General features: G+C 65.2%; 20 protein-coding genes and 1 tRNA gene. 9 read left to right on the forward strand and 12 right to left on the reverse strand.

The genetic code is table 11. From position 1 onward, the window contains the following. Positions 1-113: 113 nt before the first annotated feature. The 4 genes from IBX22_RS24150 to IBX22_RS24165 form a co-directional block, all read right to left on the reverse strand. Positions 114-479, reverse strand: a complete 366-nt coding sequence (locus IBX22_RS24150; protein WP_228539370.1) for an XF1762 family protein — start codon at positions 477-479, stop codon at positions 114-116. Positions 480-608: 129 nt separating this feature from the next. After that, positions 609-935: a hypothetical protein gene (locus IBX22_RS24155; protein WP_194818007.1), complete on the reverse strand. Its 327-nt coding sequence runs from the start codon at positions 933-935 to the stop codon at positions 609-611. Further along, positions 874-1,707, reverse strand: a complete 834-nt coding sequence (locus tag IBX22_RS24160) for a hypothetical protein (RefSeq protein ID WP_194818008.1) — start codon at positions 1,705-1,707, stop codon at positions 874-876. Before IBX22_RS24160 ends, IBX22_RS24155 begins: the two co-directional genes overlap by 62 nt. Positions 1,708-2,371: 664 nt before the next feature. Beyond that, positions 2,372-3,550, reverse strand: coding sequence for a hypothetical protein (locus IBX22_RS24165; RefSeq protein WP_194818009.1), 1,179 nt, complete (start codon positions 3,548-3,550; stop codon positions 2,372-2,374). A gap of 182 nt (positions 3,551-3,732) precedes the next feature. Between IBX22_RS24165 and IBX22_RS24170 the strand changes: the two genes are divergently transcribed. Then, complete coding sequence (locus tag IBX22_RS24170) at positions 3,733-4,278, forward strand: hypothetical protein (RefSeq protein WP_194818010.1); 546 nt, start codon at positions 3,733-3,735, stop codon at positions 4,276-4,278. Positions 4,279-4,294: 16 nt separating this feature from the next. Here the strand turns inward: IBX22_RS24170 and IBX22_RS24175 are convergent, their stop codons facing one another. After that, a complete protein-coding gene (locus tag IBX22_RS24175) occupies positions 4,295-4,912 on the reverse strand; it encodes a hypothetical protein (RefSeq protein ID WP_194818011.1) in 618 nt (205 codons plus the stop codon). A gap of 595 nt (positions 4,913-5,507) precedes the next feature. Here IBX22_RS24175 and cutA point away from each other — a divergent pair. Then, a complete protein-coding gene (gene cutA, locus IBX22_RS24180) occupies positions 5,508-5,801 on the forward strand; it encodes a divalent cation tolerance protein CutA (protein ID WP_309234767.1) in 294 nt (97 codons plus the stop codon). Positions 5,802-5,833: 32 nt separating this feature from the next. Here the strand turns inward: cutA and IBX22_RS24185 are convergent, their stop codons facing one another. After that, the gene (locus tag IBX22_RS24185; RefSeq protein WP_228539372.1) at positions 5,834-6,361 is read right to left on the reverse strand and encodes a hypothetical protein; all 528 of its coding nucleotides are present in this window, start codon (positions 6,359-6,361) and stop codon (positions 5,834-5,836) included. A 702-nt stretch (positions 6,362-7,063) separates the two neighbouring features. Next, on the reverse strand, positions 7,064-7,936 hold the full coding sequence (locus tag IBX22_RS24190) for a hypothetical protein (protein ID WP_194818013.1): 873 nt from the start codon (positions 7,934-7,936) through the stop codon (positions 7,064-7,066). 757 nt (positions 7,937-8,693) lie between these two features. Here IBX22_RS24190 and IBX22_RS24195 point away from each other — a divergent pair. From IBX22_RS24195 to IBX22_RS24210, 4 genes are all read left to right on the forward strand, one after another. Further along, positions 8,694-9,929: a hypothetical protein gene (locus tag IBX22_RS24195; RefSeq protein WP_194818014.1), complete on the forward strand. Its 1,236-nt coding sequence runs from the start codon at positions 8,694-8,696 to the stop codon at positions 9,927-9,929. 218 nt (positions 9,930-10,147) lie between these two features. Next, positions 10,148-10,633: a helix-turn-helix domain-containing protein gene (locus IBX22_RS37570; RefSeq protein ID WP_228539374.1), complete on the forward strand. Its 486-nt coding sequence runs from the start codon at positions 10,148-10,150 to the stop codon at positions 10,631-10,633. A 143-nt stretch (positions 10,634-10,776) separates the two neighbouring features. Continuing rightward, a complete protein-coding gene (locus tag IBX22_RS38565) occupies positions 10,777-10,932 on the forward strand; it encodes a primase C-terminal domain-containing protein (RefSeq protein ID WP_375540276.1) in 156 nt (51 codons plus the stop codon). Positions 10,933-10,981: 49 nt separating this feature from the next. Next, positions 10,982-12,073, forward strand: coding sequence for a hypothetical protein (locus IBX22_RS24210; RefSeq protein ID WP_375540277.1), 1,092 nt, complete (start codon positions 10,982-10,984; stop codon positions 12,071-12,073). Positions 12,074-12,157: 84 nt separating this feature from the next. On the opposite strand, the gene IBX22_RS24215 is transcribed toward IBX22_RS24210, so the two are convergent. Continuing rightward, positions 12,158-12,231: transfer RNA gene (locus IBX22_RS24215), tRNA-Pro, on the reverse strand. An 88-nt stretch (positions 12,232-12,319) separates the two neighbouring features. Continuing rightward, positions 12,320-13,783: an MFS transporter gene (locus tag IBX22_RS24220; RefSeq protein ID WP_309234768.1), complete on the reverse strand. Its 1,464-nt coding sequence runs from the start codon at positions 13,781-13,783 to the stop codon at positions 12,320-12,322. Between the two features lie 55 nt (positions 13,784-13,838). Here IBX22_RS24220 and IBX22_RS24225 point away from each other — a divergent pair, with 55 nt between their 5' ends. Next, positions 13,839-14,549 carry a TetR/AcrR family transcriptional regulator gene (locus IBX22_RS24225; RefSeq protein ID WP_194818016.1) on the forward strand — a complete coding sequence of 237 codons (711 nt, stop codon included), beginning with the start codon at positions 13,839-13,841 and terminating at the stop codon, positions 14,547-14,549. A gap of 208 nt (positions 14,550-14,757) precedes the next feature. After that, positions 14,758-16,869 carry an acyltransferase family protein gene (locus IBX22_RS24230; RefSeq protein ID WP_228539376.1) on the forward strand — a complete coding sequence of 704 codons (2,112 nt, stop codon included), beginning with the start codon at positions 14,758-14,760 and terminating at the stop codon, positions 16,867-16,869. A 4-nt stretch (positions 16,870-16,873) separates the two neighbouring features. Here IBX22_RS24230 and IBX22_RS24235 read toward each other — a convergent pair whose 3' ends face one another. Then, a complete protein-coding gene (locus tag IBX22_RS24235; RefSeq protein WP_194818017.1) occupies positions 16,874-17,722 on the reverse strand; it encodes an NAD(P)-binding domain-containing protein in 849 nt (282 codons plus the stop codon). A 244-nt stretch (positions 17,723-17,966) separates the two neighbouring features. Here IBX22_RS24235 and IBX22_RS24240 point away from each other — a divergent pair, with 244 nt between their 5' ends. Then, a complete protein-coding gene (locus IBX22_RS24240; RefSeq protein ID WP_194818018.1) occupies positions 17,967-18,782 on the forward strand; it encodes an alpha/beta fold hydrolase in 816 nt (271 codons plus the stop codon). Between the two features lie 9 nt (positions 18,783-18,791). Here IBX22_RS24240 and IBX22_RS24245 read toward each other — a convergent pair whose 3' ends face one another. Both IBX22_RS24245 and IBX22_RS24250 read right to left on the reverse strand, forming a co-directional pair. After that, a complete protein-coding gene (locus tag IBX22_RS24245) occupies positions 18,792-19,430 on the reverse strand; it encodes a response regulator transcription factor (protein ID WP_194818019.1) in 639 nt (212 codons plus the stop codon). A gap of 1 nt (position 19,431) precedes the next feature. Next, a complete protein-coding gene (locus tag IBX22_RS24250) occupies positions 19,432-20,598 on the reverse strand; it encodes a sensor histidine kinase (protein ID WP_194818020.1) in 1,167 nt (388 codons plus the stop codon). Positions 20,599-20,603: the final 5 nt, after the last annotated feature.

Raw genomic sequence — 20,603 nt, forward strand, 5'->3', positions numbered from 1 at the left:
TCACCATCGCATTGCGGTGGGTGATGCACGGAACTATCTCCTGATCACAGGGGTCGTGTGGGACTGGCCAGAGAAGGCATGAGGTGGTGCAGAAGGAGTCGGCGAGTAGGCCGTTAGGAGGCTTCCCAGAGCGTGCGCGCGAGGCCGCCGGTACCGCGGTCCAGGCGTGGGCGCGTCGGGCAGTCCCACCCGCGACGAGGGTGGCGCTGAGCCACCCCATGGAAGCCGGCGCCACGCAGGGAACTTCCGGTCTCGCTGTGGCGGGTGTAGGTGACCAGGCGGGTGTAGCCGAGGGCTTTGGCCGCCCGCCACGCCGTGCCCAACAGCAGACTGGCGGCGTTGCGGGTGCCGTCGGTCGCGAGGCGGCTCACCTCGAGGGTGGTGCCGTCATAGAGGAACCTGGCGGCCGGGCGCCCCACGATGCAGACACCGACGACGACACCGTCGAATGCGACGCCGAGGGAGAACTTGTGCCCCACGGCGGGGCGAGATGTCGATGATGCAGAGCGACGAAATCGCAAGCCTCGCTGAAACTCACCGGGCACAACCCGAGTCTCACCCCGGTCGACACAGTGGCATCTCCGTTCTAGCGGTGGCTCGTTCGCGGCCTATAGCGGTGTTCGCAATTCCCGGATGGCCCGACCGGTCTTGGCCGCCGCGAACAGCTGCTCGCAGGCCGCTTCGAGTAGATATTCCCCCTCGGCTGCCGAGCCAGCGTGCTCGATCGCCATCAACGTCAACCCACTGGCCCAGTTCAAAACAGCCTCCCGCGCCGCATGCTCGAGCCGCGACGGGTTCTCAACCCGGTGCAGTGCGGTGCGGGCCTGCAACGCCAGCGACAGTGGCCGGTTCGAGTCGGGCAGCATGATCGGCTCAGGCAGCGCTGCCAGGGCGGTGGCGATCTCGAGATGTGCGGCCGTGGCCAACGCGGTCATGGCGTCGGAGTCTCGGTAGTCGAATTCGCGGTACATGGAGTCCCTTTCGATGATCTCGGGTCCGGCCCAGTGGCAGTCGCCAACGACGAGCCGACTGCGGCCTCGGTTCGGTGTGCACGGGCGTTCGTTTCGGTGGGAGCAATGTCGTCCAGTCGACGAGGCGGCCGCTGTCCGCCCACTCCTGCACGAGGGCGTGGGCGCAGTCACGGTGGGCGACCGCGGCGGCCCGTCGTTCGATGGGCTGGCAGGCCGAGTGGGTGGAGCAACCTCGCACCCAGCCCGTTACGTCGTCGTCGAGCACGATGACGTTCACGCCGCGCAGCGGACCCTGGCAGCTCTGTGGTGCGAGCAGGACCGCCTCTGCGTGGCGGTCGCCCAGGGCCGCGACCGGCAGGATCGCGTCGTGCCAGCAGTGTTCGGGAGTGCGGACCGCGACCCGCACGGGCGACTCCAGCAGCGCGGCGGCGGCCCGGACAGCGTCCTCGACGTGGTCCCCATGGCAGAAGATGTCCAGCGGGGAGCCGTCGTGACTCGAATAGACCGCGGCGCACCAATTCTCGGGCTCCTCGTCGTCGAGGATCAGCCCATCGCCGTTGCAGACCAGCATCTCGACCGGGATGCCGCCGCGCACGTCCTTGAGCGGAATGTGGATGTTCACATGCCCGACAACCCGGACCCGCGCGTCGAAGCCGAGGTCTAGCAACAAGCGCAGTTCGGGCGCGTATCGAAGTTCTGCCTGGGCGATCAACGCGTCGAAACTCGGTCGTGTCATCGGGTTCCTCTCCAGCGAGCCGTGGGCCGGTGGGCGGGCCAGCGGTGGAGCACGGGCATCGGCGGCCTTATACAAGTGGGAGATGGCGCCGACAAGGATCGCGACGGCCGCGGTCATGGCAGCAGAGCGCGAGGCGGCCGGTAGCCCCTCGCATAGCGGCCCCAACTCGTCGGCCAAGACACTGAACTCGAAACCGGTTCGGGGCGCGCGTTTCTCGGCAACCCGAGCGCAGTAATGACCGGGAGCACACGTCCCGGTCCGCAGCGTCCACAGTGAGCGCGTCGTATCGGGCCAAGATGTCGGGGTCGGTTTCGCGGGTTCAGCCTTCGGTTGGGGTCGCGCCGAAGAGGGTGTGCTGGCAATCCCAGTGCTCGCGCGCGGCTTGATCGCGTTCGCTGGGAAGGTCCGAATCGTCGTCCCCACAAGCCCGACCAGGTCGAGCAACCGGCGGCGAAGGACGGCACGTCTTCGTCGACGACGATGACCGCTCCCACGAGTCTCGTGGCCTGGACGTCGATGATGGCGTGCGCTTCGCCGTCGAAGTCACCCAGGCAGCGGGTAAGGATCGACACGATTTTCCATGCCTCGGTGTGCAGGCTGTTGACCCCGACGATGCCGGAGGTCACCGCCCGCACGGCTACCCGGGTCGTGCTCGTCACGCTGGTCATCGCTGGAGTTCGCAGGCGGAGTCCTCGAGGGCCTGTAGGCGGTGATCGGCGTGGCCATGCCAGCGGGTCTCGAACCCGGGCCTGCGTTTATCGCTCACCACCGCCGGCGCGGCGGTGAAGAACCCCTCCAGCCGCGGGTAGGTCGTCGACGGTTCGGTCAGCCACACGCGGGTATGCGTGCCGTCCTGCTGAAGCGGCAGGTGAAGATGCTCGGCGAGCCGTGCGAGGTACAGGGCTGTGGCGGCGCGGTCGCCGCGGTGCACGGTTTCCACGGCCCGCCAGGCGTTGGCGGGTCGGCTGTAGCAGCGCCGTACCCGGTACACCGCCCATTCGCAGCGCTCCAGTTCGGCCTCGGCCAAGGCCAGTACCTGATCGGCGCCACCGCGATGAAGCCGGTCGGTCAGCGATTTGCCCGGCCCGAACAACCCGGATCGGGGGTTGAGCGCAAGGGTGACGTACTCGTCGACGACGTGCTTGAATGCTTCGGCAGGGGCGGTGTGGAAGCGGTCGAGCTGCTCAGACCAGCTCGGCACCGACACGAAACAGCATTGTCGGCAACACGATTTGGGCCACCACGCGCCGAATAGGCCGTAGAGATAGCCCTGGCATTTCGCCCGCGTCCAGCCTGCCTCGACCAGCGGGTAGATCGCGGTGCGCTGACCACCCATGGTGACCGAGGAATCCCGGGCCACCCGCGAGGTCTCATCAGCGTTGAAGCCCACCGCGTGCAAGTATGGAGTGTGGCCTAAATGTGTTGCACGCCAACGGTCTAACGGGAATCCCTTAGCTTTGGCCGAGCAGGATCTGGATCCACCTAGGGTAGGGAGAATGCCGTTGGCGCGATGCTCGGTACTCAGAGCGTAGAAGCCGTGTTCGTCGGCATCCGGGTGCAGCCGGACCGGTGTGCGGGTGTCTTGCAAGATGATGATGCCGTCGGCTTCGGCGGGACCGGCGCGCGCCACCTCGACCAGCCGGATCCGTCTTTCGGCGAGTAGCGGCAGGATATGTTCGGCGGCCAGGTCGCATGTGCTTCTCCATTCGTCGCCGGTCTGGGCGACCATCACGATCAGATTCGACAGGTCCGCGCGCAGCTGCGGAGGCCGGAATCCAGGATCGAGCAGCAATCGCGTGATCGCGGCAGTGCTCTCGACACCGAGACCCCAAGACCAGCACATCGGAACAGCATCGTCGCCGAAAAGTGCAGGAAGAGCGAACAATCCTTCGATGTCCTCAAGCATGGGGAACCTCTCTTTCTGCCCGATGGATCCGCTGTTGAGAGATCGGGTTCGGCTGCCTTCTGCTGGGAGGCCGGTATTCTGGGCCGTGGGATCGACGTGCGGATCCGCCGAGGAACGGCATGGACAGCACAAATAACCCAGGTCACGGCACCAGACGCAGGACACCCGAGGTGGTCGAGCGGCTACAACGTTCGCGTGATCGGCTCCGCGACCGCCGCGCCGCGCAGCGTCAGCGTGAACAGGCGGTCAGCGCCGAGGTGAAACGGTTCATCGCCGACTGGCAGGCGATCACCCGGATCGAGCAGGTCCGTGACCGCGAAATCTCTGACCTGCAAAGGCAGATGGTCGAGGTGAAAGCTCGAGCGCAAGCCGAGGCTGCGGAGCATCGTCATCAGCAAGCATTGGCCGCGGCGAACATTCGCGCGCAGGGCTATAGCGATGAAGACACTGCGGAGCTGCTGGAGATCACTCTCAAGCAAGCACGCCGACTGATCGCGGAAGCAAACGCGGATACCACTGAGCATGAAACCAGGAACGAACTGCCGGGCACGATCACTCGCACACCGCGTGCGGCCGACACAGCAGCGAACCCCAGTGGGCCGATCGCCGGGAACGAGTCTGCTCGAGAGCAGCCCTCGGACGAAGGATCAGGTCAGATGCAGTGATTCCCTGTGCTGAGTGTCACCAGGTCATCAGGTTGGCGTAACCGCCGACACTCCACACCAGCCACGTGAACTGCCGCGGTGGAATCGATTGCCGAGCAGGGATGTGCGGTGCCGGTGAATACGGCCAGAAGCACAACCCGCAGCCGTGGCAGTACTGGCCCGCCCGCCACACCGCCGAGGCTGTGTTGCGGCCGCGCGCGACTCGGCGCTTGCGCCGGACACGGTTGACGACCACTGTGAACGCCAGTGCCGCCGGCCAAGAAAAAAGCGCGAAGGCCAGTACACCGGCCAGGAACGTGGTCACCGCGGTGCGGCCGGGTTCGGGGTTCACCAGCATCGCGGTGAATGTCACGATGACCATCAGGCCAGGGATCGCCAGAACGGTGCCCAGTGCGATCAGTTTCCCCGATGACGGTACGTACGGTGTCAGTGGAAGAGAACGAGCAAGGTTTGAGACTGTAGTGCGCTCCACGGTGGCGGTGCCGAACGCTGGAACGAGCCCCGACGGCGCGACGCCGACGCCGGTGAAGTAGTCCACACCGGTCACCGTCTGAACGCCGGAGGCCCGGACCGCGGGAACGCTTTGGACCCAGTCGGATCGCCCGCAGTTCGGGCAGCTGATGTCGATCTCCATGTCGAGCTTCCTCCCAGGGGCTCAGGACCGGAACAGACAGGCGCCTCGGTTCTCCCGCAGCGCATGATGGCCTTGGTCCTCATATGGAACACAGTTCGGATGCGAATGTCGAGGGTTCACCAAACCTCTGGCCCACCTGGGGGCCGAGCAGGTCGAAAAAGCCCGGCTGGTGGGTGTCGGTACTGTGGTCGGTACCGGCTTAAGGGGCGTGATCGCGCTGACCGAATCCCCAGGTAGCGATATGGATTTCGTCCGTTGCCATCTTGCCGAGAACTTGCCAAGACAGGACGATACGAGCTGGACGCCTGGATACGCGACGACACGGAAACGCCTCTGAACTGGACGTACTGATACCAGTCGGACGGACTGGACGGTTCGTGGATCACTCGTAGTGAAAGGCATATTGGGGTGTGCGGTGCGGCTCTGGAGGGCGAGTGAGGTAGTCCGGTAGTGGCACCTTGCGGCGATGCGCAGCGAATGCCAATAGGTAAGACACTTGGGCTCGACCTAGCAGCCTTCGGCGTAGCCACGTGAGCGAGGCCGCACATCCACGAGGCCCGGAACGGATGAGTCCTAGTCTGGAGGAATGGCATCTGTGGCTGTATGGACTGTGACCACCACAACGCCTACCGAGCAATCTGCCGAAGAGATCGCGGAAACCGTAGTAGGGGAACAGCTTGCCGCGGCCGCGTGGATCAGCGGGCCGGTGAAGTCCGTGTGGTGGCATCTTGGAGAGCCCGGAAGCGGACAGGAGTGGCGTGTCGAGCTCCGGACCCTCGCCGGCATCGTGGACCGTCTGATGGTCCGGATCAGGGTTCTGCACCCGTGGGACAACCCGGAATTGGTCGGTATCCCGGTAGGTGCGTGCTCGCCGGAGTATGCGAAATAGGCTGAGCAGGCCATTGTCCCCGCGGAATAGCGTTAGCGACGCATCGCACCTTCCGGCCAAACCACGTCCACCGGAATGCCACGCTCGCGTGCCATTTCGACTACGGACCCCGTTCCGCCCTTGTCCCCATTCTCGCCGTCCCACACCGCGACGAGACGATCACAGGAATCGAGCACGGCGTCGTTGGCGGCCTCGTAGGCGTCCACGCCGGTGTCATCGAAGTCCATGGTCAGGACAACCTCGGCGCGATCGAGGAGCCGGTCGAACTGCTCAGCGTAGGCGGGTTTCACCTTACGCTGACGGTAGTTCCGGGACGGCAACACCACTTGGAGCCGACCGCCGGCTTCGAGTACCGCCTGCGCGAACACCGCATCCGCGCCGCGAGCGAGGCAGCTGATCCCCACCAACTCGCCGACATTAGCGGTGGTGAGCAGCGCAACGATTTCGGCATACACAAGATCCGCTGTCTCGGTGGTGATGTTCATGTGCCCGGTAACCCCGAACCGCATCTCGCTGCCTTCCGTTGTCGTGTTGAGGAGTGCGCGCGACCGATCATGCATCCCGGCGGCGGTAGCGGCGCCGGCTAGCGGCTCCCGTACTGATTGACCCTCAAGGGTCTTTACTCCTACCGATTCGACGTTGTTCTCCTGCGTCGCTAGCCCCGATCATGTCCCAGCTGACACGCCTCCTCACTTCCCACCCGATCAGCCGCGCGGCATGCGGCACGGGGATGCGTTCCGCCGCGGCGCCGACCCGAACCCACCGGCCGAGCGCTCAGCGGCATGTGAATGCATCCAGTGCGGTACGACCGCCACAGCAGCCCTGTGCAACCGCCCCCATCCTGGCGCAGGTCAGGATTGGGGCGGCAAATTGCGTATGCAGCGAAACGCAAGTCCGCCTACGCTTCTGATCATGGCGGGGATCCCAGCACAAGTTGCAATCTCAGTTCCCAGCGCTCTACTCGCCGTGGCATCAATCGCGGCGACGCTGCCGTTAACGGGCCGTCGACGCCATATGAAGCGAGCCGAACGCCTGGCCAAGATTATCAGCCTAGACACCGAGACCTGCCCCCCAGCCTTAAAAATGGCGTTGATGATCGAACGGAACTGGGTCTCAGCATACGAAACAATCCGCCCAGATTATCGCGCGAAAAGCGACTGGGCTGCTACAACTCTTACAGCCATCGCCACCTATCCAGCAACCGTCTACCTCGGCGCAGTGCTGAGTATGACTGGGAGGCATTCCGGAGTATCAAGCTTGACTCAATACCCAACCGGACCCTCAGGGCCGAGATTCCACTCGCGAGCATCAACAAGCGGAACAGCGCCGCACGCCGCGAGGCGCTCACTCACGGTGAGGAATTGCCTTGCTTGCTCCTCATCGGCGACATCGAAGTCGACCCCAGCCCATCCATGTAGCGAGTCGCACTTCAGCAGCGTTTCAAGGAACAGCTGAGGAAGCTGGTAGAGGGCAAAATCGGCTCGGTTGCTCCGAAACTCGGACTGGAGGGTGGTGAGTACCCCACCTGGCTCGCCCCACCCGTGACGCATGACTTCGCCCATCGAGAAATGCAGCGACCTGCTCGTTGCGCTGTGAAGGTAGCGATAGAGCGGCCCCCTACCAGTTTGCTCCGCGACCCAATCTGCAGGTGGGGACACACGTTTTCCCCACCCGAGCGCTTCGCCGCGTTTCTTCAATCCTCCCTTCAACTCGTTTTCTCGGTCTGCTGCCGTGTCGAGGAAAGCGACCGGGTACCAAAGTTGCTGCATCACTTGATCACCGACAAAGTCACGCTGAGCAACCAGCGAGCGCACCGCGTCGTATTGGCCCATGTCGAGCAGAAGCTCGTGCGCTACGGCCTTTGGAAGGTCTGTGACCCATGCGGTCCACAGCAACTCGTCGAGGGCGGGCCGAACGAACCCGACGGCCAGATGACCGAAGCCAGATCCCGCAAGCACCACAGTTGCTTCGAGGGCTTCGAGTTGACGCCGAACGACGTAATTCACTGCAAGCAAACGAAGGTCTGACATCGCGGTCTCCCACGCCACGTCGGCGATGACCAGGCCATGACGAAGTGATGCCAGCCATTCTGCGACTGCTGCGAGCCGGGCCTGAGAGCCAGTTCCGCCATCCATTCAGTCAGCTTGACATTCATAACCTCACGAAGATCGCGTGAAACGCGCAGATCTCGATATTCGGGATGAGCGCGCGTTCGGCGGGATGCACCCGTCGTCTTCTCGCCGACCTCGTACCGGTAACCGCGGCTGCCGGGGTCTGCATGGGCTGGAAGCTGGTGTTCGTGAGCCTGCCCAGGCTGGGCTGCGGGGTCGCCGAGCGTGGACTCCTGCACTTCGAAATACGGCTCAGTATCGGCAACTCTCAGTGCGGCCTGCCGGCGCCGTGCCAGCCGCCATCGCGGAGCACGCCAGCGCAGCCGGGCGCACGCAGCGATTGCCCACGAAGCAAGGGACGGCGAGTTCACCACAGCTCGCCGCACCTGTTCCGGTTCCGGAGCACGCGGGCTACGCTTTCGGGAGGTAGACGTCACCTGCGTCGCGCCGACCGCCGTTGCCCCTCGTCATGGCTGCATTTTGAGGAGCCCTCAACTTGCCGAGAGCTTGCCAAGACGCGCTGATACGGCACGGACGAGGCGGAACGACCGGGACGCGAAACCGCCGCTGACCTGGACAGGCGGGGATCAGCAGGACGAGATGGAACGTGTAAATGACACTGGCAGTGTGGGGGTCGCTTGTTCCGGGAGCCTGAATTCCACCGAGCCGATCCAGCTGGCTGTGCTGCCCCAGCGCGACACCACGCGAATCCATGCGCGTATCGGCTGATCCCCCCGTGGCGCTGCGCTGCGCTGTCGGGCCGAGCCCTCACTATGGATCCATGAGTGTCCTCACCAATGGCATCAAGACCTCGCCGTATCTCGAAGAGATGCGTGGGGAAGCCTCACGGCAAGTCGATGCGATCGTTCACGGCAGGCTTGTCAGGGACCTTCTCGACGAGTTGACTGATGAGATCTGGAATGAGTTTCATGTCGAGCGGATCGAACTGTTGACCAGCCAATTGACCGTTCTTCCTACTCAAGCCACTCAAGCCGGAAACTTGTCCGCTGGTCGGAAGGTCGTCATCAGCAATGAGCTGATGACGACCTTCCGACTGCCGTACACCGGATCACGGGACCTGTGGCGCACAGTCCCGAAGGGCGAGCTCCAGGTGGTTGGCAATGACGACCCGTTGGCACCGGTAGTCGTCGGTGGCGATGATCATCTTCTGATCCATGTCCGGGCCACAGACCGGCAGTGGGGAGAAATAGTCAACGACCGCGAACAGACTATTCGGGCCCTGCAGACCAAGATTGCGTGGCTGAACGAGGAAGTGGACGCGCACAACCAGGACCTTCGCGCGGTTGTCCGCGAGCAGCTGCTGCGGCGCATCGAAATGGTAGAGCATGCCGCTGCGCTGGATGCTGAATCCGACGTTCCGATTTACCGAACACCAGCGCAGGAGCAGGTGCCGATCCCGATCGAGCGCAAGATTCTGCGCCCCGCGGTTCCCAACGACGCGGCCCCTGCCGGGCATCACGAGCCGACCATGGCGCGCGAGATCTACGAAGACGTTGTACAGACGATCGAGCAGATGACTCTCGCGATGGAACGCACACCGACCGCCGCGAAGCTCGACGAGGAAGAGATCCGGAATCTGATCTTGATTGTGTTGAACGCCAACTACCGTGGTGCGGTCGCGGGCGAAGTTTTCAATGGCAATGGCAAGACCGACATCCTGCTGCGTTGGGAAGGCGCCAATGCGTTCATTGGTGAATGCAAGTTCTGGGACGGGCAAAAGGCCTTCTGTGAGGCGATTGATCAGCTTTTCGGGTATGTGACCTGGCGAGACACCAAGGCTGCCTTGATCATTTTCATCCGTGGTGGCGTGCCGACCGAGATCATGAAGAAGGCGAAGAAGGCATTGCACGATCACTGCTCTGTTGAATCCGAGCGGGCTGGCAGCAGCACGACGCGGGGGGACTTTGTGCTGCGATCCCCCCAGGATCCTGAGCAACTCGTCACGGTCGCTGTCATCGGCGTCGTACTGCCAGCGCCGGCGACCGCCAAGTCCTGATAGCCGTCAGTTCAATCAGCGGAGGACAGTCCAGAGCACGTCGAGGTCGATTGCGCTGGTGTAGTCGGCGGCCTCAGCCGGTTAGTCGATGTAGTACTTCTCCCCGGTGGCGCCTGGATGCTCCGGCCGTTAGATGGATGGTTGCACACAACCGAAAATCGGGGTTCTATGGATTTTGGGATTGACATGCGGACCAGCTCACAAAGTGAGCGAGCGCCATGTCCTCCATCGTCCCATCTTCCGCCCTTGGTCCTGAGGGGATCTGTCGGCTAGCGAAGCCCGATTCGTACCAGGGTCTGCGCTCCCATTGCGTCGCTGAGCGGATCTGGCTCAGCACGGTCGAGGTCGCTGCGCGCTTGAAGGTCCCTCCTAAAACCCTCGCGGCTTGGGCTTCCACAGGGCATGGACCGAAATATGCACGCATAGGCCGCTTTCGGCGCTATCGGCTGTCCGACCTCGTCGGCTGGGAACAAGAGCAAGTGGATCGGACATCGCCGCCACACGCTCGGCGTGCTTGTTGCTGCGCGCATGAACAGTGGCTGAGTACGGATGAGGTCTCCATGCGGTTGAAGATCCCGAAGAAGACGTTGGCGGCCTGGGCAGGCAGGAGTCGTGGCCCGCGGTTCGCGCGGATGGGCAGGCATCGTCGTTATCGGGAGGCCGATCTCGAGGCGTGGGAGCGGCAGCGATTGGCTGACACCTGACCGCTGGACTGTGCAGCCAGACCCTGTCCGAAGGGGGAGCCCACTACCAGAAGCAAGCTATCTGGTGGCTAACAATTCGATCTTGAAATCGCGTCGCAGATCTCGAAAGCTCGTCCTGGCAAGGATGTCTGTGAGTTAGCCGAATGCTTCGAGTTGCGACGGAAGGGGATCGACATGGGCGGGCGACTACCCAAGCCTGTCGGTACCTTCGGCGACGTCACGAAACCGAAGAAGCAGAAGAACGGCAGCTGGCGCACCACGGTCCGCTACTACGGCCCCGCCGGCTCCACCCAGCTTGAGCGGGTTGGGCGCAGCGCCGATGAGGCCAGGAACAAGCTCGCCGAGGCGATGCGAGACTTCAGCGAGATCCGCGGCAGCGAAACCATCGACCGTACTACCAAACTGATCGATCTGGCCGCCGAGCTGCTTGCCGAGATGGAGGCCGACGACACCATCACAGCGGGCAACATCGAGGACTACCGCCGGGAAATCTATGTCTCCACTGATAAGCGCGCCGATCCCGCGACCGTGAAGATCGAGAACTCCCTGGGTGGTCTGCAGGTCTGGCAGGCCACCACCGGTGTGCTCGATCGCCACCTCAAGGCGCTGATCGCGAAGGGCCTGCGCCGTAAAGCCAAGCAGCACAAAATCATCCTCACAGCGATGATGGGCTTGGCGACCCGGCACGGGGCGGTACCCCACAATCCGATGGCGGGCGTGGCGAAGATGGCACCGCGCAAGCATGCGGCCCGGGGCAAGGTCCAGGACCACCACGCGCTGCCCGCTTTCCGGGCCCAGGTTCGCGCCTGGGCACGCGGAGAGGAGATCCCCGGCACTCCGGCCTACCGCAGCGGGCCACCGCGCGACTGGTCGCTGGTCTGGGTCATCGACGTCATCACCGGCACGGGCATCCGCCCCTACGAGGTGTTCGCGCTCCTGCTCGACGACCTCGACCTCGACGCACCCGACCCCTACATCGACATCACCGGAACTCTGGTGGAAGCCAAGGGTGAGAAGGGCGGCTGGATCCGCAAGCCCGCGCCCAAGTCCGAGAACGGGTGGCGGCGAATCCTGCTGCCCGCCCACAGCATCGAGGCTATCCGGGAGGCGATCGAATACCTGCGGGTCTCGGGTCAGCCCAATCCGCTGGGGTTGCTGTTCCCCTCCCGGGTCGGCACGTTCCGCAGCCCCAACAACTTCGGCCGGACCTGGCGGGCCGCGCGCGGGAGTGTCTTCGCCTGGGTCACGCCGCGAACCTTTCGCAAAGGGGCCGCTACGGCGGTCGATCACGCCTCCAACGATCCCGAACGCGCGGCGCGCCAGCTGGGCAACACCACCGCGGTGGCCAAGCGCCACTACATCGATCGGCCCGAGACGGTGCCCGACAATCGGGAGACCCTCGAGCGGTGGGCACGGGGCGCCCCGACGGCGAAAGTGTGAGATTTTTGTGAGAATGGCTCGAATCCCGGGCCGCCCCGGCCAAGAAAAAACCCCTTCCGACCGAGGTCGGAAGGGGTTTTACTGTCGGGCTGACAGGATTTGAACCTGCGACCACCTGACCCCCAGTCAGGTGCGCTACCAAGCTGCGCCACAGCCCGTTGCTCCCGCTCAGCGGGTGCTTGAAGAGATTAGCGCACTACCCCCCGTCGGAACCAAATCGCCTGGTTCCGGCGGGGGTGTCGGCGTCTAGAGGGGGAGTGGGGCGTCCTCCTTGGTGGGTTCGGCGGTAGCCGCGGGCTTGGTGCGCAACAGCACCATTCCGAGCAGTGCCGCGGCGATGGTGAAGCCCGCGCTGATCCACGCGCCGTACGACATCGCGGTCGTGAACGCTTCCTTCGCTTGCTCGATGTATCCGAGTTGGAATGCGCTGCCGATGGATTCGCGCGCTGCTTCGGGGACCTCGGAGGGCATGTGGTCGGTGAAGACGCTTGCCAGGACGCTGCCGAGCAGTGCGATGGAGATCGCCATGCCGACTTGCTGGAGGGTGTCGTTCATCGCGGAGCCGACGCCGGCGTGTTCGAGGGGGATGGCGTTCATGATGGAGGCGTAGGCGGCTGGGCCGGCGAGGCCGCCGCCGATGCCCATGACGAGCATGCTGGCCAGGATCATCGTGTAGTTCTCGCTGAGGGCGAGGATGGCGAAGGCCAGGGACATGATGACCAGGCCGGAGACGATGAGGGTCTTGTTGCTGAGTTTTTTGCCGAGGGTGGCGCCGAGGCCGTTGCAGACGGCGGCGGCGACGGCGTAGGGGAGTAGGGCGAGGCCGGCTTTCATGGGGCCGTAGCCGAGGACGAACTGCAGGTACTGGGTGAGCATCAGCATGATGGCGCCCATGCCGAACACCATCAGGAGCAGGGTGGCGGCGGTGCCGCTGAAGTCGCGGTTGCGGAATACGCCGAGCGGGAGCATCGGATGTTCGCTGCGTTTTTCCCAGAGGATGAAGCCGGCCGCGGCGACGACGGCGAGGGCGATCACGGGGAGGTTCCATTCGCGTTCGATGATCACCCAGATGGCGGAGGTGAGGGCGACGATCGACAGGATGACGCCGACTGGGTCGACGGGGCGCTGGTCGCCGTAGGTTTCGGGCATGAGCAGGTAGGCGGCGGCGATGGCGAGGATGGCGACGGGGATGTTCAGCAGGAACACCGAGCCCCACCAATAGTGCTGCAGCAGAAGGCCGCCCAGGGTGGGGCCGAGGACGATGCCGACCATGGAGACGGTGGACCAGGCGGCCATGGCGGTGCGCCGTTCGTCTTCGTCGAAGGTGGTCATGAGGATGGACAGGGTCGAGGGCATGAGCACCGCGCCGCCGACGCCCATGGCCGCGCGGGCGGCGACGACCTGCCAGGGGTCGGTGGCCAGGACCGCGCCGAAGGAGGCGAGGCCGAACAGGGTCAGGCCGATGATCAGCATTTTCCGGCGGCCGAAGCGGTCGGAGAGGCTGCCGGCGGTGAGCAGTAGTCCGGCGAAGACCAGCACGTAGGCGTCGAGGATCCACTGGATGTCGGACGGGGTGGCGCCGAGCTCGGTGATCATCGAGGGGATGGCCAGGTTGAGGACGGTGCCGTCGATCATCAGGACGAGCAGGGACAGACAGAGGACAGCTAGGACCCACCAGCGACGCGGGTCTCGTACAGTGTTCGATTCCACTAGAACACCGTACGACAAACTCGCACAGTGTGCGAGTCGATATAAGATCAGTGCCGTGAGCAAACAGTTCTCGTCGGTTTTCACCCGCGAACCCCGTCCCGCGAAGGCGGCGGGGCTGGATCGTGACCAGATCGTCCGGGCGGCTGTCGAAATCCTCGACGCGGAGGGCACGCAGGCGCTGAGCATGCGCAAACTAGGCGCGAAGCTCGGTGCGGGGGCGACGAGTCTCTACTGGTACGTCGCCAACAAGGATCAGCTGATGGAGCTGGTGCTGGACGAGGTCTGGGGCATGGTGGAGACGCCGGAACCCGACGAGTCGTCCTGGCGGGAGTTGCTCACGACCTTCGGCTACAACTTGCGCGGAACGCTCTACGCGCATCCGTGGTCGACGGAGCTGATCGGCGGCTTTCCGAGCTTGGGGCCCAACGCGTTCCGGCTCAACGACCGGTTGCGGCGGGCGTTCATCCAGGCCGGGTTCAGCGGCATCGATATCTACATGGCCAGTGGCACGGTGATGTGTTACGTGCTCGGGCAGGTGATTCCCGACATCGCGTTTACGAAGGCGTTCGGGGGCGACCAGATGGATCCGGCGGGGGTCATCAAACGAATGGACGACCTCGCCTCGGAGTACCCCGAAATGCTGGCCGACTATCGATCGCAGGTTGGCATGGACGCCGCCGCCGCGCGTGCGATGTCCTTCGACTTCGGGCTGCTGTGCGTGCTCGACGGTTTGGAAGCTCGGCTGCGCAAGGCGCACAAGCTCTGAGCGCACTCACCGCATCCTCCCCTGAGGCGAACCCGTTGTAGTTCTGAAATCGGACATACCGCCTAATTGCCGAATATGCGGCCCGGTCCGAGGACAATGTTGGAGTCCCGGAGATCCTGCCCCTAATCTAGCTCGGGCAACTCCGAGGCTATCGTGATTCTCTGCTTCAAGTAGCGCGCTCGGAAGTCTGGTCGAAACCCTGCCCGGAATGCGGGTCGGGGACGGTTGGCATGAGGAGTTGGACGGTGCTCTCGCGAAGAACAACGATGTCCGCGGCAGGCTGCGGGCCCGCATGCTGATGCCGCGGCTGCCGCGCCGCGCGGAGCCCGTGCGGCGGGTCGCGAATTCGAGTGTGGCACCGGAGTATCGGCACGACCTGGACGGATTGCGTGGTCTCGCAATAGCGCTGGTCGTGGTCTTCCACGTGTGGATGGGGCGGGTGTCCGGCGGGGTCGACGTTTTTCTGGTGCTGTCGGGGTTCTTCTTCACCGGAATGCTGGTGCGCCGCAGCGAGATCAAGCGGACGCTGCTGCGGACCGGGCGGCGGCTGCTGCCCGCGCTCACGGTGGTGCTCGTCACGGTTCTCGGTGCGACGGCGATCGCGCGGCCCTACACGCAGTGGGGTGACATCTCGGGGCAGACGCTGGCTTCGGCGCTCTACTATCAGAACTGGTTTCTGGCGGGGGCCGAGCTGGACTATCTGGCGCCGGATCCGTCCGTCAGTCCGCTGCAACACCTTTGGTCGATGGCGGTGCAGGCGCAGTTCTACCTGGTGATTCTGGTGGTCGTGGCGGTGTGGGCGCGGCGGTCGGGTCAGCGAATGCTGTTGCTGGCGGGGCTGATCGGGGCGGGTGCGGTGTCGTTCTGGTACGCCGCCGAGGGTGCCGCCCAGCATCAGGCCTGGACCTATTACGACAGCGGCGCCCGCGCCTGGGAGCTGCTGGCGGGTGCGGCGCTCGCGGTGGCGGCGCCGTGGATCAAGGTTCCACATTCGGCGCGAGCGGTGCTGGCGATTCTCGGTCTCGCCATGGTGATTTCGTGCGGCATGCTGATCGACGGTGCGTCCCGGTTTCCGGGACCTGCGGCGCTGTTTCCGGTCGCGGCCGCTGTCGCGCTGATCGTTTCGGGGATGGGGACGGCGCCGTGGGTGAATCGGCTGCTGGCCGCGCTCGTGCTGGTGCGGCTCGGTGGGCTGGCTTATGCGCTGTACCTGTGGCATTGGCCGGTGCTGATCTTCTACCTGGCCCAGTACGGGAAGGTGACGCCCGGACTGCAAGGTGGGCTGCTGGTGGTCGGGGTATCACTGGTGCTGGCGGTGCTCACCGAGCGGTATGTCGAAACTCCGCTGCGGCAGCGCGGTTACACCGAGGGCATGCGCTATCGGCGCGGCGTCGGGTTCGTGACCGCGATGGCCGGTGTCGGGGTGCTTGTCGCGGCGCTCGGCTGGCAGGCGGTGCTGAAGGCCAATCCGGCGCATGCGCCCGAAGCCCTCGATGCCGTCCAGTATCCGGGTGCGGCAGTGCTTTTCGCCGGAGCGGTGGCCGAGCCCGAGCGCATGCGTCCCACTGTCTTCGAAGCGCAGAAGGACGCGCCACGGCCCACCTCCGACGGCTGCATCACCCCGAATCGCGACGTCCGCGTCTGCACTTACGGTGACGAAAACGCCGCACGCACCATCGCTTTGGTCGGCGGCTCGCATTCCGAGCACTGGCTGCCGACGCTGGAAGTCCTTGCCGCCGAACACCGATTCCGCATCGTCACCTACCTCAAGGAGGGCTGCCCGCTCACCCTGGTCGACGAGCCCTCCTACGCGCTGGCGCCGTTCCCGGAATGCCGCGAATGGTCCGTCGAGGTCCTGGACCGGCTCGCCGGCGAGCGCCCGGACTGGGTCTTTCTCACCGCAACCCGTCCGCGAACCGACGACGGCGACACCGTCCCACCCGAATACCTCGACATCTGGTCGGCCCTGTCCGAGCGCGCCCTCAACGTCCTCGCCGTCCGCGACACCCCCTGGCCGCGCCGCGACGGCGTCACCTATCGCGCGCTCGACTGCCTCGCCCACCGCGGCACCGCCTACAGCTGCGGCATCGACCGCGCCACCGCCCTCACCCCCGAAAATCCCGCCGCCCAACCAGCCTCCGCCTACCCCAACGTCTTCCCCGTCGACCTCACCGACGCCATCTGCCGCCCCGACCGCTGCCTCGCCGCCGAAGGCAACATCCTGGTCTACCGCGACGAACACCACATCTCCGCCAGCTTCGCCCGCACCCTCGCCCCGGAGCTGGGTCGGCAGATCGGTGCCATCACGCAGTGGTGGTAAGTGTTCAGCGCTCGGCAGTCGGCGTGCGGACGATCTCGATGAGGCTGGCGAAGCTCTGCGCGCCGAAACCCGCGGCGATGCCGGCGCGAGTCAGGGACCTGACCAGCTGAGGAAGTCTGGGGTCGACGCCGCGCTCTTCGGCGGTCTGTATCAGGTGATCCATGAGCGGAGCGTCGAGCTCGAGCCATTCCTCCGCGCCCGGATAGCGACGGCCGTCGATCTGCTGTGCGTAGTCGCTGATCACAGGCGCGATCGTCGTCGACATCCAGTGGGTCAGCAGCGGTGTCATCGTCATTGCCGGGATATCGGCCGTGCGAAGCAGCGCGGCGCTGTGGAGATATCCGACGAGGGTCGCCCACGCGAAGTTGAGCATGGCGGTCTCATAGAGCGTGGCGGTGGCCGGATCCGATCCCAGAAAGGTTGCGCTACCCAGTGTTTCGAGCACCTGCCGGTGTTGCTGGAACAGGTCCGGCGAGCCGCTGTAGACGAGCACAGTCTCGGATCTCCCGACATGCTCGGGGTGCCCCATGAGCGCACCGCCGAGGTATCGTCCGCCGCGCGCGGTCACCTGGGTAGCCAGCTGCCGAACTTGCGATTCGGTGCTCGAGGTGAGGTTCACGACATCTCGGGATGCGAGGTGCGGATCGGCGTGGGTGAGGATCCGAGCTGCGGCCTCGGGGTCGTCCGTGCACAGCAGGATCACCGCAGCGGAGGTAACGGCTGCTTGGACGCGGACGTCGCTGTTCTCGTCCCAGACCGTGACCAGGGTGTGGTCGGCGAGAATCCGCGCTAGGCCTGCAGCCCGCACGCCCTGCCCGAGAATGGTGACCGAAGGTGTTGTTGGCGTAGACATTTGACATCTCCAGGGTTGTGCTGCGGATAGTGGATGCCGTAACGCTAGGACCTCACATCTATGTGAGGGTCAAGGAAATTGGCCGATCCACGGGGAACGCCTTCGGCGTGCGCTCGGTTGGCATCGCGCACAACACGGATGCCTATTCTTCGTCGGCTAGGTGATGGTGGGCGGTGGTGGCGGTCGGCAGGCTGGGATGTATCTGTCCGCGGAACGCCGCGGCTGCCATCGAAGGAGCTGGCTGATGAGTGCATGGAATCGCATCGACCGGGGAGATGGACGACCGTTGGTGCTGCTGCACGGGGCGGGTGGGAGTGCGCGGAATTGGCTGCCGGTGGTCGAGCGGCTGGCTGAGCGTCGGCGGGTGATCGCCTTGGATTTCCCTGGATTCGGTAGGACGCCGCTGCCCGATCGCGTCGACTTCAGCATGGATTGGGCGATGGAGCAGTTGGCGGGGGAGTTCGAGCGGCTCGGGTTCGATGGTCCGGTGGATGTGGCGGGGAACTCGATGGGCGGCTGGTTCGCGCTGGAGGCGGCCAAGCGGGGGATGGCGCGGTCGGTGGTCGCGATCGCGCCGGCGGGTCTGTGGACCGACGGTATGCCGCCGCTGCTGTTCGCGCAGTTCCAAGCGCTTCTGTTGGGGGGCATGCTGACCCGGGGTCCAGGAATCGGGTGGATGGCCGTGCCGTTGATCCGGCATACCGGCCTGTCGTTGGTGGTCCGGCACCCCGAGCGGATGTCGCGGCGGGAAGGGATGCTCATGGTCCGGGATTTGGACCGTTCCCGTGTCGCCTTGCGGCTGGCGGTGCGGCATGCGCGTCCGCTGCGGTTCGAGGACGGCAGGGAGATCGACGTGCCCGTCACCGTCGCGTTCGGAACGCACGACCGGATGTTGACGCGCGGTGTCAGCCAGCTGCGTGAGGAACTGCCCGCGCACACTCGCTGGGTGACGTTGCCCGGATGCGGGCATGTGCCGATGTCCGACGATCCCGCGCTGGTCGCGCGAACCATCCTGGATGGCAGCGGTATCGCGCGGTCCACCCTGGAGGTCGGGGCATAACCGGTGCAGCTATCGAGGGGGTCGGGATAACAGGCCGTGGTCCATGGCGACGACGACGGCGTGCGTGCGGTCGCTGACGTCGAGTTTCGCGAAGATGCGCAACAGGTGGGTCTTGACGGTGGCTTCGGCGATGGTGAGGCGCTTGCCGATGTCGGGATTGGACAGGCCGTCGGCGACCGCGTGCAGGACGTCGATTTCGCGGGCGGTCAGGGTGACCGGGTCGGGGCGGCGGATGCGTGCGACCAGCCGTTCGGCGACGCGCGGGGCCAGGACGGTGCGGCCGCGGGATGCGGCGTGTATGGCGTCGACGAGTTGGTCGCGGCTGGTGTCCTTGAGCAGGTAGCCGATGGCTCCGGCTTCGATGGCGCGTTCGATGTCGGCGTCGGTGTCGTAGGTGGTGAGGATCAGTACCTGGGTGGTGGTGCGGTCGGCGATTTCGCGGGTGGCAGCGACGCCGTCGAGGACCGGCATGCGCAGATCGAGCAGTGCCACATCGGGTTTCAGGCGTTCGACGAGGGCGATCGCCTCGCTGCCGTCCGCCGCCTCGCCGACGATCTCGATGGTCGGTTCGGGGGCCAGCAGGGCCGCGATGCCCGCGCGCATGACCTCGTGGTCGTCGGCGAGGATCAGGCGGAGGCGTTCGGCCATGTCAGTTCCGATCATTCGAGGGTAGGGACGCGAAGATGCGGGTGCCTTCGCCGGGTGAACTCGTCACGGTGAGTTCACCGCCGAGTTCGGTGAGGCGATTGCGCATGCCGTTCAGGCCGAAGCCGCGGGCCTCGTTCGGGGTGAATCCGATTCCGTCGTCGGTGATTTCGAGTTCCAGGCCGGATGGACCGCGAGCCAGGACCACGCTCACGGTGCTCGCCCCCGCGTGCTTGCGCACATTGGCCAGCGATTCCTGAGTGCAGCGCAGCAGAGCGATCCGGGTGGGCTGATCGCATTCGATGTCGGCCAGCTCGGCGTGCACGATCAGCCCGGTGTCCTCGACGTATCGATCCAGGATGCGCCGCAGCGACTGCGCGATCCCCGCGGTCGCGCCGCCGCCTGCCGGAGCAGCCCCGACGAGAACCCTTGCCTCCGTGAGGTTCTCGCGTGCCGTGCGTTCGATGGACAGCAGCTGTTTGGCGCTGGCCGCCGGATCGTTCTCGATGCCGCTCCGGGCCGCCTCGGCCAGCACGATGATGGACGCGAAGCCCTGGGCGAGCGTGTCGTGGATTTCGCGTGCGAGCCGTTCGCGTTCCTCGGCCGCGCCCTGCCGCTGGTGCGCCACGGCCAATTCCGATTGCGTGCGTTCCAGTTCCGCGCCGAGGACGTGGGCGCGCTCATCACTCTGCGCGAGCACCCGGTCCATCCACAGCCCGATCAGCACGCCGCCCGCCAAACCGATCAGGGTGAACACCGCATTGCCCGGCGACACCGGCGGTCCTGCGACTGTTCCGATCAGCGTGGCCACCGCGCCTGCGACGAGGTAGCCGATCGCCTGCCGTGGCGTCCGGCTGTAGATCCAGAACATCGGCAGCGACACGATGAAGAACGCCGCACCGCCGTCGAGCAGGGTCGCCGTCGCACCGAGCACCAGGACGAGCAGCCCCAGGAAGCCGCTCGGCCGCACCAGTGGATTGCGGGGGAACAATTGCAGGATCAGGAAACCTACGCCGAGCACGGCGACCAGCGCCCACGTGCCGTACTTGGTGGCATCGATGCGGTCGTGCACGGCGACCGCCGGTGGGCACAGGCCGAACAGCATCCAGCAGCCGTTGTACCACCGCCGCAGGATCCGTATCCGGTCGTCGGTACGTGGTAGCTGGTCCATTTCGA

The organism is Nocardia sp. XZ_19_385 (assembly GCF_015355755.1).
GTDB lineage: Bacteria > Actinomycetota > Actinomycetes > Mycobacteriales > Mycobacteriaceae > Nocardia.

Coding starts and splice junctions, on each gene's coding strand:
- IBX22_RS24155 (WP_194818007.1), bottom strand. CDS start 935: ATGACCGCGTTGGCCACGGCCGCACATCTCGAGATCGCCACCGCCCTG.
- IBX22_RS24160 (WP_194818008.1), bottom strand. CDS start 1,707: ATGACACGACCGAGTTTCGACGCGTTGATCGCCCAGGCAGAACTTCGA.
- IBX22_RS24165 (WP_194818009.1), bottom strand. CDS start 3,550: ATGTGCTGGTCTTGGGGTCTCGGTGTCGAGAGCACTGCCGCGATCACG.
- IBX22_RS24170 (WP_194818010.1), top strand. CDS start 3,733: ATGGACAGCACAAATAACCCAGGTCACGGCACCAGACGCAGGACACCC.
- IBX22_RS24175 (WP_194818011.1), bottom strand. CDS start 4,912: ATGGAGATCGACATCAGCTGCCCGAACTGCGGGCGATCCGACTGGGTC.
- IBX22_RS24185 (WP_228539372.1), bottom strand. CDS start 6,361: ATGCATGATCGGTCGCGCGCACTCCTCAACACGACAACGGAAGGCAGC.
- IBX22_RS24190 (WP_194818013.1), bottom strand. CDS start 7,936: ATGGATGGCGGAACTGGCTCTCAGGCCCGGCTCGCAGCAGTCGCAGAA.
- IBX22_RS24195 (WP_194818014.1), top strand. CDS start 8,694: ATGAGTGTCCTCACCAATGGCATCAAGACCTCGCCGTATCTCGAAGAG.
- IBX22_RS37570 (WP_228539374.1), top strand. CDS start 10,148: ATGTCCTCCATCGTCCCATCTTCCGCCCTTGGTCCTGAGGGGATCTGT.
- IBX22_RS38565 (WP_375540276.1), top strand. CDS start 10,777: ATGCTTCGAGTTGCGACGGAAGGGGATCGACATGGGCGGGCGACTACC.
- IBX22_RS24210 (WP_375540277.1), top strand. CDS start 10,982: ATGCGAGACTTCAGCGAGATCCGCGGCAGCGAAACCATCGACCGTACT.
- IBX22_RS24230 (WP_228539376.1), top strand. CDS start 14,758: ATGCGGGTCGGGGACGGTTGGCATGAGGAGTTGGACGGTGCTCTCGCG.
- IBX22_RS24235 (WP_194818017.1), bottom strand. CDS start 17,722: ATGTCTACGCCAACAACACCTTCGGTCACCATTCTCGGGCAGGGCGTG.
- IBX22_RS24240 (WP_194818018.1), top strand. CDS start 17,967: ATGAGTGCATGGAATCGCATCGACCGGGGAGATGGACGACCGTTGGTG.
- IBX22_RS24245 (WP_194818019.1), bottom strand. CDS start 19,430: ATGGCCGAACGCCTCCGCCTGATCCTCGCCGACGACCACGAGGTCATG.
- IBX22_RS24250 (WP_194818020.1), bottom strand. CDS start 20,598: ATGGACCAGCTACCACGTACCGACGACCGGATACGGATCCTGCGGCGG.